This is a genomic window from Williamsia phyllosphaerae (genome assembly GCF_014635305.1).
Taxonomy (GTDB): domain Bacteria; phylum Actinomycetota; class Actinomycetes; order Mycobacteriales; family Mycobacteriaceae; genus Williamsia_A; species Williamsia_A phyllosphaerae.
The window spans coordinates 1,206,374-1,220,906 of sequence record NZ_BMCS01000001.1 but is presented as its reverse complement, the minus strand read 5'-3'; the positions used below and the strand labels follow the sequence as shown (position 1 = coordinate 1,220,906).

The window sequence follows — 14,533 nt, the reverse complement described above, 5'->3', positions numbered from 1 at the left end:
GTTCCTTTACTCTTCGGGGTGACCTAGTCGAGCCAGTCCAGAACGGCCGCGGCGGTCCAGCTCTGCTGCATGCTCCCCAGCGGTTCGCCGGTGAACGGTTCGTAGTACTCGGCGAACGCGCCGTCCTGCGCCTGGCGCAACCCCTCCTCGCGGAGTCGGGCCGATCGTTCGGGCCAGCCTCGGCGGGCGAACGCCCACGAGAAGAGCCAGGTGATCACCGGCCACACCGGTCCGCGCCAGTACTCGCGCGGTTTGAAGTTCGCCGCGATGGGTGAGTTCGACGGGGGGACCGCGTACTTCAGGTCGGGATGCCCGCAGAAGCGCGGGCCCTCGAAGATTCGCAGCAACGTCCGCTCGCGGTCGCGGGGCAGCCCGCCGCACAGCAGGGGGGCGAACGCGGCGATGGTCTCGGTGTTGATCCACCGTCCCGCACGCAGGTCGAAGTCGCGGGCGATGCCGTTGCGCTCGTTGGTCGCCGACACCACACCGGCGCGGAAGCGATCGGCCCACGCACGCAGGTCCCGGACGTCCGCCCGTGGCTTCGAGTAGTCCTCGCCGATGGTCGCGAGCACATCGCAGGCGACGGCGAAGATGGCGCTGACGAAGACGTCCTCGACGGCGAAGCTCATCACCTCGGGCAGCAGGGCGTCGTCGTAGTTCACCCGTTTCATCTGCTCGACCAACCAGAGGTATCGGTCGTACTCCAGGTCGGTCGGGCGCATGGTGAGGTCGGCGACGTGCATCAGGTCGGCACGTGTGTACGGCGGCAGATCGTCGCCGGGGACGACGTTGCCGTACGCGGCATCCCAACGCGGCGAGTTGTCCATTCCGGACTCCCACCCGTGGAACAGCGTGATCCGACCCCGCCCACCCGGATCCCGGGCATCGGCCAGCCACCGGTGCCACCGGACGAGGTCGCCCCACCGCCGATCGAGGAACTCGTTGGCCACCGCGCGGGTCGTGCGCCCACGTCGACGGGACTGGTCCAGGATCCGCTGCACGGCGATCGCATGGACGGGCGGCTGGGTGATGCCGGAGGTGTCTGCGGTCGTCGGTGCGTGGGCGGCGAGTTTTGCGCACTCCCAGCGCGCCGGACCGGGGAAGTACCCGTCGCGGCCGTTGGCGAACACGATGTGCGGGATCATCCCGTTCGTCCACTGGGCCGACAGCAGCGTGTCCATCTCGATGACCGCACGCTCCACGCTCAGCGGTGCCAGACCGACCGAGACGAACGCGGCGTCCCAACTCCACATGTGCGGGTACAGCTTGGGTGCGGCGCTGGTCATGGTGCCGAGATCGTTGCCGCGCAGGAGATAGGCCGCGCGCGCCGACAGCTGGGTCGGGGTGAAGCCGAGGTTCGCCACGTCGCCATTGTCCCGCACACCTGCGGTTTCGCGCGCGGCGGCGCGGTCGAGCCCACCGCCGATGGCACCGGGACACGTCCGATTCGCACCAATTTGCCAGGAGGTTTTCAGGATCGCCGCATATCTTCGGGACTCATCACCGCACCAGGACACGATGAGACGGAGCGACATGAAGAAAAAGCTGCTGTGGGCCGCCGGAGTGATCGTCGTGGTCGTGGTCGTGGCGATCGCCGCCGGACCGTGGGTCTACAAGAACTGGATCGTCGACGACGCCGATGAGGCGCTGACCCTGCCGTCACAGACCCAGGCCGCCCAGGGCGACGTCAACGGCGCGTGGACCGTGGTCGCCGGGCCGGACGCGGAAGACACCCGCACGCAGGCCGGGTACCGGGTCGACGAGGTGCTGCGCGGCGAGAACATCACGGTCAACGGTCGCACCACGAAGGTCACCGGCGGCATCGACGTCGCCGCCGACAAGCTGGAGAGCGGAACCATCACCGTCGACGTCGCGTCCATCACCAGCCCGGACTCGTCGCGCGACAACCGGTTCCGCGGCTCCGGGATCATGGACACCTCCGCGCACCCCACCGCGACGTTCGAGATCACCGCTCCCGCCGACATCTCCGGGGTCCCGGCCTCGGGCGAGGCCGCCACGGTCCCGGTGACCGGCACGATGACCCTCAAGGGCGAAAAGCGCTACGTCAGCACCGATCTCAACGTCGAACGATCCGGGACCTCGGTCATCGTGCAGGGATCGATCCCGGTGACGTGGTCGGACTACGGCGTCGAGGCGCCGACGCTGGGCTTCGTCCAGGTCGAGAAGACCGGGTCCATCGAGTTCCTGGTCAACCTCGACCGCGCCTGATCGCGCAGGCCCGGGCTCAGCTGCAGACCGCTCCCTGCGACGCCGAGCCGACGAGCTTGGCGTACTTGGACAGGACCCCGCGGGTGTACCGCGGGGGCAGCGGTGCCCAGCCCTGCCTGCGTGATTCGAGCTCCGCCTCGTCGACCAGCAGATCGAGTGTCCCGGTCCCGACGTCGAGCCGGATCTGGTCACCGTCGCGCACGAAGGCGACCGGGCCGCCGTCCACGGCCTCGGGTGCGACGTGGCCGACGCACAGTCCGGTGGTGCCGCCGGAGAAACGCCCGTCGGTCAACAGCAGGACGTCCTTGCCGAGGCCGGCGCCCTTGATCGCACCGGTGATGGCGAGCATCTCGCGCATGCCGGGACCACCCTTGGGGCCTTCGTAGCGGATGACGACGACGTCGCCGGCCGCGATCGTGCCGTCCTCGAGGGCATCCATCGCCGCACGCTCACGCTCGAAGACGCGGGCGGTGCCGACGAACACGTCGGAGTCGAACCCGGCGGACTTGACCACCGCACCACCCGGGGCGAGGGATCCCTGCAGGATCGTGATCCCGCCGGTGGGGTGGATCGGTTCGCTCATCGCGCGCAGCACCTTGCCGTCGGGGTCGGGCGGGGCGATGTCGGCGAGGTTCTCGGCGACGGTCCGGCCGGTCACCGTCAGGCAGTCCCCGTGCAGCAGGCCCGCGTCGAGCAGGGCCTTCATCACCACGGGCACGCCGCCGATCGCGTCGACGTCGGTCATGACGTGCTTGCCGAACGGCTTGACGTCGGCGAGGTGCGGGACCCGGGCACCGACGCGGGTGAAGTCGTCGAGGGTCAGCTCGACCTCGGCCTCGTGTGCGATGGCCAACAGGTGCAGAACCGCGTTGGTCGACCCGCCGAACGCCATGACGACGGCGATCGCGTTCTCGAACGCCTCGCGGGTCATGATGTCGCGCGCGGTGATCCCGCGACGGAGGAGTTCGACGACGGCCTCGCCGCTGGCGTGCGCGAACTGGTCGCGACGTCGGTCGGGCGCGGGCGGAGAAGCACTGCCCGGCAACGACATCCCCAGCGCCTCGGCGGCGCTGGCCATCGTGTTCGCGGTGTACATGCCGCCGCAGGCACCCTCACCGGGACAGATCGCGCGTTCGATGGTGTCGACGTCGGCGCGCGACATCAGGCCGCGCGAGCAGGCTCCGACGGCCTCGAAGGCGTCGATGATGGTGACCTGGTGCTCGCTGCCGTCCGACAGCGTCGCGAATCCCGGGAGGGTGGAGCCGGCGTAGAGGAAGACGCTCGCGAGGTTCAGTCGTGCTGCGGCCATGAGCATTCCGGGTAGCGACTTGTCGCATCCGGCGAGCAGCACCGACCCGTCGAGACGTTCGGCGCTGACGACGGTCTCGACGCTGTCGGCGATGACCTCGCGCGAGACCAACGAGAAGTGCATGCCCTCGTGCCCCATCGAGATGCCGTCGGACACCGAGATGGTGCCGAACTCGAGCGGGAAGCCGCCCGCCGCGTGCACCCCGACCTTGACCGCCTTGGCCAGACGCTCGAGCGAGAGGTTGCAGGGGGTGATCTCGTTCCACGACGACGCGACACCGATCTGCGACTTGACCCAGTCGTCGTCACCCATGCCGACCGCGCGCAGCATCCCGCGCGCCGCGGTCTTCTCCAGGCCGTCGGTGACGTCGCGACTGCGGGGTTTGACGTCCGGTGAGTTGTCCTCCGTCGACATGACGCTCCTGACCTTCTTCATCGAGAATCGGGCTGGGCTGCCCGGTGAATGGAACTCCGGAGCCAGCGTAAACCCGTTCCGACGGGCGCCCGATCCGGCTACCGTTCGACGGCATGGCACCCACCCCGTACACCGTCTCCCGTTCGACGGAGATCACCGCGCCCGCCGATGCCGTCTTCGGACTGGTCGCCGACTTCCACGAGTGGACCGCGTGGTCACCGTGGGAGCGCAACGACCCCGACGTCGAGCGCACCTACAGCGGCCCGGACTCCGGACAGGGCGCCTCCTACGAATGGCGGGGCAACCGCAAGGCCGGCGCGGGCGGCATGACGATCACCGAGGCGGATCGACCGGGACGCGTGGCCATCGACCTCAGGTTCGACAAGCCGTTCTCGTCCGAGAGCACCGTCGTGTTCACGATCGTCGAGACCGAGTCGTCGACGACGGTCGACTGGACGATGGCCGGCCATTCCACCGGGTTCGCCAAGCTGTTCGCGAAGGTCGTGCCCATGGACAAGCTGATCGGCAAGGACTTCGAGAGGGGCCTGCGCAACCTGAAGGAACAGGCCGAGTCCGGCCGCTGAGGGACTTCAGTCGGGCACGCGGGAGGCGGCGGGACGGCGTGGTGACAACCGAACACGTCCGCCCTTCGCTGGGTTGAACGCGACCCCCCGGGAGTGCCAGGCCTCGTCGGGGGCCGTCGTGGTCTCGATGTCGTAGTGCCGGAGCAGCTCTCGCAACACGACGTCCATCTCCATGTTCGCGAACGCTGCGCCGATGCAGCGCCGCGTGCCACCGCCGAACGGGATCCACGAGATGGTGCTGGGCTTGGACCCGAGGAAGCGGTCCGGGTCGAATCGGTCGGCGTGCGGGAACAGCGCCTCGTCGGCCTGCACCTGAGCGATGCTCACCAGCACCACCCGGCCACGCGGGATGGTCCATTCGCCGAGGGTCAGCGAGTCGGCGGTGACGGTGCGACCACACAGGTCGATCACCGGACGTGAGCGCTGGACCTCGTAGATGACGGCCTGGCGCAGCTCGGAGCCGCCGGCGTCGACCTCGTCGTAGAGCCGACGCAGGACATCGGGATGGCGGGTCAGTCGTTCGACCGCCCAGGCCAACGTGTTCGCGGTCGTCTCGTGGCCGGCGGCGAGCATGGTCAACAGCTGATCTGCGATCTCTTTACGTGACAACGCCGTCCCGTCGTCGTACCGGCTACGCAGCATCAACGACAGGATGTCGGATCGGTTCTCGAAGTCCGGGTCCGCCTGCGCCTTCACGACCAGGGCGTCGACGAGTTCGTCGAAGCGGCGCCGGTTGGTGTGGAACCGGCGCCACGGCGACCCGGGGAAGTCGAACGGCGGCTTGGGGAGCACCGAGATCCGCGAACCCTGCTCGATCCACTCCGGCATGTGTCTGCGGAAGACCTCGAGCTCCTCGCCCTCGGCGCCGAACACCGCACGCAGGATGGCGTTCAGCGTGATCCGCATCATCGGGGCCAGCGACTCGAATTCTTTCCCAGACGGCCACGTTCGCGCTTCGGCCAGGGTCTCCTCGACGATGATCGACTCGTACTCCCGCATCCGCTTGCCGTGGAACGGGGGGGTCAGCAGTTTGCGTTGCCGACGGTGCTCCTCGCCCTCCAGCGAGAACATCGACGCCCGTCCGAGAACGCGACCGAGGTTGGGGCGGACGTTGTGCACCACATCCGATCCACTGAGGAACAGTTGCCGGATCAGATCGGTGTCGCCGAGGACCACCGCGTTGCCGAACATGGGCACGTTCACCGTGTAGTCCACACCGTGGCGTCGGCGCATGAGCGCGAACAGCCGACGTCGGGAGGCGATGAACAGTGCCCCCTGAACCGATCTCGGTAGCCGCGAGGACGGTGGAAGACACGGGCCGGCGACGTCCGAGGTGATGTCGGTGGTCATGGAGGAACCCTTCGGAGATCGCGTCGGTCTGCAGGTACTCCAACGTACCAGCACGTGCGCGGCGTACGGTCGAATGCGTGGTTGACGTCGGGCATCGGAAGGGAATCGTGACCACCGCACCCTCGTACCGGGACCGCCTGATGGCCGGGATGGCGGCGTCGCTGACGCAACGCACGTACCGAGACACCACGATCGGCGAGATCGTCGCCCACGCCAGGACGTCCCGTCGGACCTTCTACAAGGAGTTCAGCGGTCTCGACGACTGCTACTTCGCGCTGCTGCGTTCGGTGCACGGTGAGATCCTCGGGATGGTCGCGAACGCGGTCGACATGACCGCCGACTGGCGAGTCCAGGTCCGACAGGCGATCACCGCGTATTTCGCAGGCGTACAGACGCATCCGGCGGTCATCCGCAGCTACGTCCGCGAGTTGCCCTCACTCGGCGACCCGACCGTCACGTTGCAGTCGCGTCCGCGGGACCAGTTCATCGCCCTGCTGGTGGGCCTGAGCGACACCGCGTCGCTGCGCACCCCCGACATCGCGCCGGTGACGGTCGAGATGGCCCGCTTCCTCGTCGGCGGGCTCGAGGAGCTCACCGCCCTGGTCGTCGAGGAGAACCGGCCCGTCGACGACGTCGTCGAGACGGCCATCATCGCCACCACGCGGTTGCTCGGCCCCGCGACGGGCTGACCCGGGCCGCAGACGCGGGTCACTACGCTCGGGAGATGCCCACAGCTCTGATCACCGGCGCCAGTCGCGGTCTCGGCGCCGCCATCGCGCGCACCCTCGCCCCCACGCACGACCTCCTGCTCGGCGGCCGACCGTCGTCCGAACTCGACACCCTGGCCACCCAGCTCGAGGGATCGTCGACCTGGCCGGTCGAGCTGACCGACCACGAGGAGATGGCCGACGCCGTCGACGCCATCGACTCCCTGGACGTGCTCGTGCACAACGCGGGCGTCGGCAGCATCAGCACCGTCGAGGAGACGCCCGCCGACGAGTACCGCCGGATCATGGAGGTCAACCTCATCGCCGTCGCGGAGCTGACGCGGCTGCTACTCCCCGCGCTGCGCGAGGTGGGCGGGCACATCGTGTTCATCAACTCGGGGGCCGGACGCAACGCCAATCCCGGGTGGAGTGCCTACGCGGCGAGCAAGTTCGCGCTGCGGGCATTCGCCGACTCGCTGCGCGCCGAGGAACCCGGTCTGCGGGTGACCTCGGTCTATCCCGGACGCATCGACACCGACATGCAGGCCGACATCGTCGCGATGGAGGGCGGCGAATACGACGGGTCACGCTTCCTCGCGCCCGACACCGTCGCGGCCGCGGTCGCCCACGCGATCGCCACGCCCGCCGACGCACATCCCACCGAGATCATCCTGCGTCCGACCGCGCGACGCTGAACGCCGCGCATCGGTCAGATCTGTTTCAGGTCGGTCGCCGGATCCCAGACCGCGCGCATGCTGACCACGCGGCCGTCGTCGTCGAACCGCATGATGTCGATCGGGGTGACCTGGAACGACGCGTCGCCGGCCGCGGTGGTCAGCGAGAACTCGAAGACGGCGGTGTCACCGGCGATGCGAACCCACGACAGCGACGTCGACCGCTCGAGCCCGGCGATCGCACCGTAGAACTCCAACAGCGACTCGCGGGTGGAACGGACGTCGGCGCCGATGGGGTCCTCGACCGTCGCGCCCTCGGCGAAGAGGTCGACGACGGCCTCCGCCGTGCCTGCTCCGACCAGTTCGACGTAGCTCTCGACGGTTGCCCGGATCTTCTCGCTGCTCATGCGTCCATCCTCGTTTCTTCGGCCCTGGAACTAGAACGTGTTCTAGTGATGGACACTAACCCATGAACCTTTTCCCGCCGCAATGTCCCAAAACGAGGGACGCATGACCGTTCGAAGCCCCAAACCGGTGTACGTCGGACACAATCGTCAGGTGCCGGTCATCGAAGGGGGACTTCAGCCGGGGGGCAGCAACAGATCGAGTACGAACACGCGTGTGATCAGCGCGCTGTCAGGTGGCATCGGGATCCTGAGCATCCTGACCGCAGCCGCCTGGCTCGGTTTGGCGTGGGTACCCGGAGGTCCGGACGGGACGGTCGGACGCGTCGCCCTCGGAGTCGCCTGCCTCGGAGCGGTCGCCGTCGGGATCCTGCTGCTCGTGGCGCCGCGTACCGGTCCCCTCGCCCGCGTCGTGTTCCTCGGAGCGGCCGACCTCGGCTGCGCCCTGACCGCGTTGAGCTGCAGCGATGCCCGTGTCGGACTCGCCAGCACCGTGACGTTGGGGCTCGTGGGCAGCTATGCGGCATTCTTCACCAGCCGCCGGGTGACCGCCGGTCAGATCGCGGCGTCGGCGGTGGTGATCATCGCGGTGCTCGTCGTCGGTCTCACCGGTGGCGATCAGTCGATCGGGTCGCTCTACCCGTTCGCAGCGCAGGCGGCGTTCGCGGGAGTTTTCCTGACGGCGATACTGCATTATGGATTCGCCGCTATCGGCACACGGAACTCACTGCAGACGGGTGGACCCATGCGGGACGAACTGACCGAGGTGCTCACGCGCCACGGTCTCTACTCGGCGGCGTCGACGAGTCTCGGCGCGTTGAACCGCAAGGACTACCTCGTGGTCGTCCGGGTGCACCTCGACCAGTTCCAGGACATCGCCGTCGGCGACGGTCGCGAACGTGGCGAGCAGGTCCTCAAGCGTGTGGCCTCGCGTCTGGCCCAGGGCGTCCGTGGGGGCGACTTCGTCGCCCGCACCGGCGACGCCGAGTTCTCCGCGCTCGCCGGCGTCACCCACGAGGGTGTGCGCATCTTCGCGAATCGTTTCCGTGAACTCGTCTTCAGTGTCGAAGACCCGGTGCCGGTGTCGGCGAGTGTCGGAGTGGCGTTCGCGCCCACCCCGATCCCGTCCACGGGCGTGCAGGTCGCGATCGACGCGCTACTCGATCGTGCCGAGGTGGCGATGCGCTCCGCGCAGGACGCCGGCGGCGACCGCGTGGAGATCGACTGGTCGGTACCCGACCCGATGCCCTCGGCCAACGCCGAGGCGCACAGCTGACAGTCGTCGGTGCGCCCCGGCGCATCGGCCGGACGGGTCAGATCTCGCGCAACCGCGGGATCACGGTCGAGGTCAGCTTCTCGGTCCACCCGACCGGATCCGGCCCGGCGGGACCGACGAAGACCTGCTCGACACCCAACGCGGCGTAACGCTCCATCTCGGTCAGGAATCCGTCGACGTCGGCGACCGGGTCGGCCGCACCGATGATGGTCGTCTTGATGGTGGCCGGGTCCCGCTGTTCGGTCTCGCAATGGCCCTTGAGCACATCGATCTTGTGGGCGACCTCGTCGACGCCCGTCGCGAACAGATTGCACATGTCCGCGTAGCGGGCGACGAGCTTGAGGGTCTTCTTCTCGCCGCTGCCACCGATCATCAACGGCGGGCCGGGCCGGGAGATGGTCTGCGGGTTGTTCAGTGTCTCGGCGAGTCGGTAGTGCGTGCCCTCGTACGGTCCCTCGTCGTCACCGAACATCTGACGCGCGATCTGGATGGTCTCCTCGAGGCGCTCGAAACGCTCGGAGGTCGACGGGTACGGCACGCCGAGGCCCTGGTGTTCGCGCTCGTACCAGGCGGCGCCGACGCCCAGCATGGCCCGACCCTGCGACAGGATGTCCAGCGTCGTCACGACCTTGGCGAGGAGTCCGGGGTGTCGGTAGGTGATGCCGGTGACCAGCGTGCCGAGCTGCACCCGACTGGTGTGCGCCGCGAGGAACGTCAGCGTCGAGTACCCCTCCAGCATGGCCAGATCCGGCCCACCGAGCTGTTCCATCTGGAACCAGTGGTCCATCACGGTCAGCGTGTCGACCCCGCCCTCGTCGGCGGCCTTCGCGGTGTCGGCGAGAGTGCGGCCCAACGCGGGTGCACCACCCGGCAGGGTCATGTTGGAGAGATGAACGGCGATCTGCATGACGGGTTCCTTCGGACGGAGGGGCGAGCGGGATGGTCGTGGGTCGGCTACCAGCCCATGGAGCCGGGGATGCCCTTGAACGGGCCGACGACGCTGTCGGTGACCCAGCCGCCGTAGAAGCCGCCGGGTTGCGGGGTCACCTCCTCGCCGTTGACCGTTGCGCGGTCGACGTCGCGGGCCATCACCGCGATCGCTCCGCGGAGGTCGACGAAGCCCGGGGTGGGGTCGAGGTAGGTCCAGGCGGCCTTCGGGGCTCCGCGCTCGGGGGTGACGAGGTCGAAGTAGGAGGCCTGCCCCTTCCACTCGCACCAGGACGCGCCCTGGGTCTCGCGCAGGACTCCGTCGGAGAACGCGTCACGCGGGATGTAATACGTCGGCGGATGGCTGGTCTCGAGCACCCGCCACCCGCGCGTCGCGGACGCGATGGTCAGGCCGCCCAACTCGATCGTGATGGATCCGGCGAACGTCTCCAGCCGCGGCGGGCGCGGGTAGTCCCACACCGATTCCTGTCCGGGTCCGGGGGTCTCCGGGGTGGGTCGGCGCATCACACGGCTCGTCTCTGGGTCACCGGTCCAGACTACGGACGGGCGGCGAACTCCCGGTGGAGCTCGGGAAGGAACCCGGCGAGGTGGTTCATCTCCTGACCGCAGTGCATCAGGAGGTCTCTGGCCACGTCGAGCCCGAGGAACAGGTCGGTGGGGTCCACCGATGCTCCGCGTCTCATGGCGCGCGCGGCCTGCCGAAGATCAGGCCGGTGCAGGCCGCGCATGTTCAGGTAGAAGCGGCTGCGCATCTCTGCGCCGCCGGGGACAGGCCGCACCTGATGCGCGAGCCAGCCCAGGTCGATCGGCGCGATGCTGCTGCCCACACGTCCGAACACGATGGTCTGGTCGGACGGGATGGTGAAGCCCTGTCTGCGCGGGTCGCGGAAGTCGATGCCGAGTTGCTGCAGTTTCGGTCCGACCAGCTCGTCGACGTAGCTGGTGTTGCCGACGTACTTCTGCCGGTCGGGGATCGCGGCGGTCGTGCGGTCGTCCCGCACCGACGCGTATTCGTGGGCGTCGGGATGCCAGAGCTTGTACCGGGCCGAGCAGACCGAGTGCCAGCCGAACCACCAGTCCCACATCGCCGCGGTCACCCGGGGCATCTCGGTCCGGACGGCGACGAACAGCACACCGTCGGGCCTCCGGCCGTATCCGGTCTCGATCGTCGAGTAGCCGGCGGGGCGCAGGTCGCGGGTGATGTTCGCGAAGTCGGGGATGGACAGGGGCGCCAGAGGCGGGCTGTCGAACGCCCGGCGGACCGGCGCGGGCGCGGGGTCGGTGTGCGCCGCCATGTACTTCGCGAACGGCAGCGCCCGATCGGCGTCGCGGTAGCCGACATAGCGGACCCCGCGCGTCCGGTTGCTCAACATCCGTTGAGACTAGGGGCGTCGCCTTGACCGGTGCAAGCGGACGCGCATGTTCCTACGGGACCGTAACCACGACCGGTAATCTGTGATCTGTGACAGCAACCGACACCGGTCCCCCGCGGACGAGCCGACGGGCCGCGATCATGGCTGCTGCGGTGTCGGTGCTGGCCGAGCGCGGGCCACGTGGATTGACTCACCGGGCTGTCGACGCGGCCGCGGGCCTGAGCTCGGGGTCGGTGAACTATCACGCACCTACTCGGGCCCGGTTGCTGCACCTGGCCCTCGAGGAGGTCTTCCGCCGCGACATCGAGACGGCGACAAGGCACTTCGACATCTCCGAGTGGAGCCGCTCGCGCGCGGCGGAGGCCATCACGCGGTTCGTCACCGAGATGTCCGACGAGGAGAATCGCGACCGGGTCATCGCACGCCACCACCTGCGGGCCGAGAGCATGACCGACCCCGAGCTGCGGGCGGCGTTCGACGACCAGCACGCCGCGTTCGTGAGGATGATCGTGCAGACGTTCGGCATCGCCGGCCACCCCGTCTCCGACGCCCGCGGCGAGCTCGTCCGGCTGGGCATCGACGGGATGATGCAGCGGCAGGTCATGATCGGTCCCACTCCCCTCGACGACGACCAGATCGCCGAGATGGCGCGGCTGCTCGTCGGGAGCTGAGCGACGGCTCAGAGGTGTAGGTGCGCCCGTAGTTCCGGCCAGCGGAGCGCGCCGATGCGAACGTCGGTCGCAGCGTTGAACCCGGGCGTGAACAGCGGAGCAACTGTCTCGGTGCCGAACGAGAAGACCCCCGCCAGACCTGCGCGTCCCGAACGGTCTGTCGTCACGACAGGTCCGCCGCTGTCGCCGAACCCGGCTTGAACCGACGGCCCGTTCTTCGGCGACCGGGCACAGATCAATCCCCCACGAACGGGGTCGGCGAATGTCTCTCGAGCGCAGTCAGCGGAGGAGATCACCGCGAGCGGGCCACTTAACAGTCGGTCGGATGCCCCACCATCGGGGGTCAGCCCGTGGCCGTACAACGCGACCGGCGTCCCCCGGAGACCGGGCGTCGGCGACAGCCCGATGGTCGGCGCCTTCGGCTGCGGCTCCGCCAGCGTGATGAGCGCCAGATCGTCGTGGGCGGCGGCCGTGTCGAGGTTTCCGGGGTCTCGGGGATTCGGCACGAGCCCGAACGCGGGGTCGATGTCGACGCGGCTGATCGCGATCTCCGGCGTGCGGTCTGCGCTCAGCGAATGATCGCCCAGGATGACGCGGAACACGTCGGTTGGCAACGGCTTCGTCGGATCGTCTGCGGACGCCGCCGGATCGGCCACGCAGTGGGCTGCGGTCAGGACGGTTCGGGCATCGATCAGTGCACCACCACAGTGGCTGCGCATCAGCCGGTCCCCGGTGACGGTGGTGCCGGCCACGTCGGCGCCGTCGGCGAACACGATCTCGGCGAACCACGGGGCCGAACCAGGAGAAGTGGGTTGACCGTTGGACATCGCCGCTGCGGGGGCGGCGCCGAGGGCAACGGTCGCCGCCACGGTCGCGATCACGGTGAGAAGTTTCAAGCGCATCCCGTCTCCCTCTCAGCCCTCGAGCGCGGCGAGGTCGTCGTCGGACAGTTCGAGGGTGGCCGCGGCGAGCAGGGCCGGGAGTTGTTCGGGCGTGCGGGCACTCGCGATGGGCGCGGTGATCTGTGACCGCGTCGTCAGCCAGGCCAACGCCACTGTCGCCGGTTCGACACCGTGCGCGTCGGCGATCTCGGTGACCTTCGTCAGCACGGCGTAGCCCTCGTCGGTCGCGTACCCCGACGCCATCGAGGCGCGCGCGGTGTCGTCGAACGGTGTTCCCTGCGTGTACTTGCCGGTGAGGAAGCCCGATGCGAGACCCCAGTAGGGAAGGACGGCGAGACCGTTGTCGACGGCGATCTGCTGGAGACCGCCCTCGTACTCGGTACGGTGGACCAGGCTGTACTGCGGCTGTAGCGCAACCGGTTTCGCCAGCCCGAGCGCGTCGGCCACGCTGAACCACTCCTCGATCAGCACCGGCGAGAAGTTGGACAGCCCGATGTGGCGGATCTTGCCGGCCACGACGAGACCGTCGAACGCCACCGCGATGTCGTGCAGCGGGACCGTCGGGTCCTCGGCGTGTGCGTAGTAGATGTCGATGTGATCGGTCTGCAGTCGTTTCAGCGACCCGTCGACCGACGCGCGGATGTTGTCCGGCGACAGCCCGATGTGTCCTTCGCGCTTGCCGACCTTGGTCGCGACGATCACCGAGTCGCGATTGCCGCGCCGGGCGAGCCAGTTGCCCAGCACCGTCTCTGATTCGCCGCCGCTGTGTCCAGGAGCCCACTGCGAGTACTGGTCGGCGGTGTCGACGAAGCTGCCGCCCGCGTCGGTGAACGCGTCGAGAACGGCGCCGCTCTGCTGCTCATCACTGGTCCACCCGAACGTGTTGCCACCCAGAACGAGGGGGAACGTGTCGAGGTCCGTCGGGCCGATCTGCACCATGGGCTGTCCCTTCACACGGCCGCGGTCGATGGTTCGCAGCGCTAATGGACAGCGTAGTGCGCTGCGGCCGAGAGTCCCACTCCCCGACCCGTCACCGGTCGGCCAGCCGGTGGGAGCACTCACCCGGGCACAGCTCGCCGACCCGCGCGCACAGTACGGCGGCCGACCAGGCGCGCAGTTGCGGGCCCGACTGGAGCAACAGATGTGACGCCAGACCGTCGGTGAGTGCGAGCAGACCGTATGCCGCCTGCCCGGTGTCGGTGTCCGCATCGACCTCACCACACGTCATCCCGTTGGCCAGAGCCGTGCTCACCCGATCCTGCAACTGTTGCCGCGCATCTCGCAGTTGTGTCCGGAGAGTCTCGTCCTCAAGGGCCAGACCCACGAACGCGTGCGAGAGGTAGACCTCGGCGCGACGTGATGTGCCGATGGGCAGCAACTGCGACAGGCCGTCGACCACCATGGTCTCGATCCGCGCTCCACGTTTCTCCGACCGCGCGATCTCGGCGTCGATCCGGGTCAGCACGTCGGATCGGACATCGGCGAACGCGTCGGCCAGCAGGTCTTCCTTCGACGCGTAGTAGTGCTGGACCAGACCGACGGACACCCCCGCCGCCTCCGCCGTCCGGGCGATGGTCACGCGACCCAGTCCGGACTCGCCGGCCACGACGCGGACACCGGCAATGATCTGCGCGCGTCGTTGCTGATGGTCGGCTGTTCTGGCCATGGGCCGATCCTATCCGGTTGACCGCT

At 68.6% G+C, this 14,533-nt stretch carries 16 protein-coding genes; 6 read left to right on the top strand and 10 right to left on the bottom strand.

What is annotated here, in order from left to right; translation table 11 throughout:
• Positions 1-23: 23 nt before the first annotated feature.
• Positions 24-1,364, bottom strand: coding sequence for a glucosylglycerate hydrolase (gene ggh, locus IEV93_RS05645; protein WP_188487709.1), 1,341 nt, complete (start codon positions 1,362-1,364; stop codon positions 24-26).
• 169 nt (positions 1,365-1,533) lie between these two features.
• Here ggh and IEV93_RS05640 point away from each other — a divergent pair, with 169 nt between their 5' ends.
• On the top strand, positions 1,534-2,229 hold the full coding sequence (locus IEV93_RS05640; RefSeq protein ID WP_188487707.1) for a YceI family protein: 696 nt from the start codon (positions 1,534-1,536) through the stop codon (positions 2,227-2,229).
• 16 nt (positions 2,230-2,245) lie between these two features.
• On the opposite strand, the gene ilvD is transcribed toward IEV93_RS05640, so the two are convergent.
• The gene (gene ilvD, locus IEV93_RS05635; RefSeq protein ID WP_188487705.1) at positions 2,246-3,952 is read right to left on the bottom strand and encodes a dihydroxy-acid dehydratase; all 1,707 of its coding nucleotides are present in this window, start codon (positions 3,950-3,952) and stop codon (positions 2,246-2,248) included.
• Between the two features lie 113 nt (positions 3,953-4,065).
• Here ilvD and IEV93_RS05630 point away from each other — a divergent pair, with 113 nt between their 5' ends.
• Positions 4,066-4,536 (top strand): SRPBCC family protein, encoded by a 471-nt coding sequence (locus IEV93_RS05630; protein WP_188487703.1) that lies wholly within the window; start codon positions 4,066-4,068, stop codon positions 4,534-4,536.
• 6 nt (positions 4,537-4,542) lie between these two features.
• On the opposite strand, the gene IEV93_RS05625 is transcribed toward IEV93_RS05630, so the two are convergent.
• A complete protein-coding gene (locus IEV93_RS05625; RefSeq protein ID WP_188487701.1) occupies positions 4,543-5,886 on the bottom strand; it encodes a cytochrome P450 in 1,344 nt (447 codons plus the stop codon).
• Positions 5,887-5,993: 107 nt separating this feature from the next.
• Between IEV93_RS05625 and IEV93_RS05620 the strand changes: the two genes are divergently transcribed.
• On the top strand, positions 5,994-6,575 hold the full coding sequence (locus IEV93_RS05620; RefSeq protein WP_188487699.1) for a TetR/AcrR family transcriptional regulator: 582 nt from the start codon (positions 5,994-5,996) through the stop codon (positions 6,573-6,575).
• A gap of 35 nt (positions 6,576-6,610) precedes the next feature.
• Entirely contained in the window at positions 6,611-7,288 is a 678-nt protein-coding gene (locus tag IEV93_RS05615) for an SDR family oxidoreductase (RefSeq protein ID WP_188487696.1), read from the top strand.
• Between the two features lie 14 nt (positions 7,289-7,302).
• Here IEV93_RS05615 and IEV93_RS05610 read toward each other — a convergent pair whose 3' ends face one another.
• Positions 7,303-7,674 carry a nuclear transport factor 2 family protein gene (locus IEV93_RS05610; protein ID WP_188487694.1) on the bottom strand — a complete coding sequence of 124 codons (372 nt, stop codon included), beginning with the start codon at positions 7,672-7,674 and terminating at the stop codon, positions 7,303-7,305.
• Positions 7,675-7,888: 214 nt separating this feature from the next.
• On the opposite strand from IEV93_RS05610, the gene IEV93_RS05605 reads away from it, so the two are divergent.
• Positions 7,889-8,947: a GGDEF domain-containing protein gene (locus IEV93_RS05605; protein ID WP_188487692.1), complete on the top strand. Its 1,059-nt coding sequence runs from the start codon at positions 7,889-7,891 to the stop codon at positions 8,945-8,947.
• A 37-nt stretch (positions 8,948-8,984) separates the two neighbouring features.
• Here the strand turns inward: IEV93_RS05605 and IEV93_RS05600 are convergent, their stop codons facing one another.
• Genes IEV93_RS05600 through IEV93_RS05590 form a run of 3 tightly spaced genes read right to left on the bottom strand, consistent with a single transcriptional unit; the run spans position 8,985 to position 11,268 of the window.
• Positions 8,985-9,854 carry an LLM class F420-dependent oxidoreductase gene (locus tag IEV93_RS05600; protein ID WP_188487690.1) on the bottom strand — a complete coding sequence of 290 codons (870 nt, stop codon included), beginning with the start codon at positions 9,852-9,854 and terminating at the stop codon, positions 8,985-8,987.
• A 47-nt stretch (positions 9,855-9,901) separates the two neighbouring features.
• On the bottom strand, positions 9,902-10,399 hold the full coding sequence (locus tag IEV93_RS05595; RefSeq protein WP_188487688.1) for a DUF427 domain-containing protein: 498 nt from the start codon (positions 10,397-10,399) through the stop codon (positions 9,902-9,904).
• A gap of 32 nt (positions 10,400-10,431) precedes the next feature.
• Positions 10,432-11,268: a DAPG hydrolase family protein gene (locus IEV93_RS05590; protein ID WP_188487686.1), complete on the bottom strand. Its 837-nt coding sequence runs from the start codon at positions 11,266-11,268 to the stop codon at positions 10,432-10,434.
• An 89-nt stretch (positions 11,269-11,357) separates the two neighbouring features.
• Here IEV93_RS05590 and IEV93_RS05585 point away from each other — a divergent pair, with 89 nt between their 5' ends.
• Complete coding sequence (locus IEV93_RS05585) at positions 11,358-11,939, top strand: TetR/AcrR family transcriptional regulator (RefSeq protein ID WP_188487684.1); 582 nt, start codon at positions 11,358-11,360, stop codon at positions 11,937-11,939.
• Between the two features lie 8 nt (positions 11,940-11,947).
• Here the strand turns inward: IEV93_RS05585 and IEV93_RS05580 are convergent, their stop codons facing one another.
• The 3 genes from IEV93_RS05580 to IEV93_RS05570 form a co-directional block, all read right to left on the bottom strand.
• The gene (locus IEV93_RS05580) at positions 11,948-12,841 is read right to left on the bottom strand and encodes a S1 family peptidase (RefSeq protein ID WP_188487682.1); all 894 of its coding nucleotides are present in this window, start codon (positions 12,839-12,841) and stop codon (positions 11,948-11,950) included.
• Between the two features lie 12 nt (positions 12,842-12,853).
• Positions 12,854-13,780: an aldo/keto reductase gene (locus tag IEV93_RS05575; protein WP_188487680.1), complete on the bottom strand. Its 927-nt coding sequence runs from the start codon at positions 13,778-13,780 to the stop codon at positions 12,854-12,856.
• Positions 13,781-13,871: 91 nt separating this feature from the next.
• Positions 13,872-14,507: a TetR/AcrR family transcriptional regulator gene (locus IEV93_RS05570; RefSeq protein WP_188487678.1), complete on the bottom strand. Its 636-nt coding sequence runs from the start codon at positions 14,505-14,507 to the stop codon at positions 13,872-13,874.
• Positions 14,508-14,533: the final 26 nt, after the last annotated feature.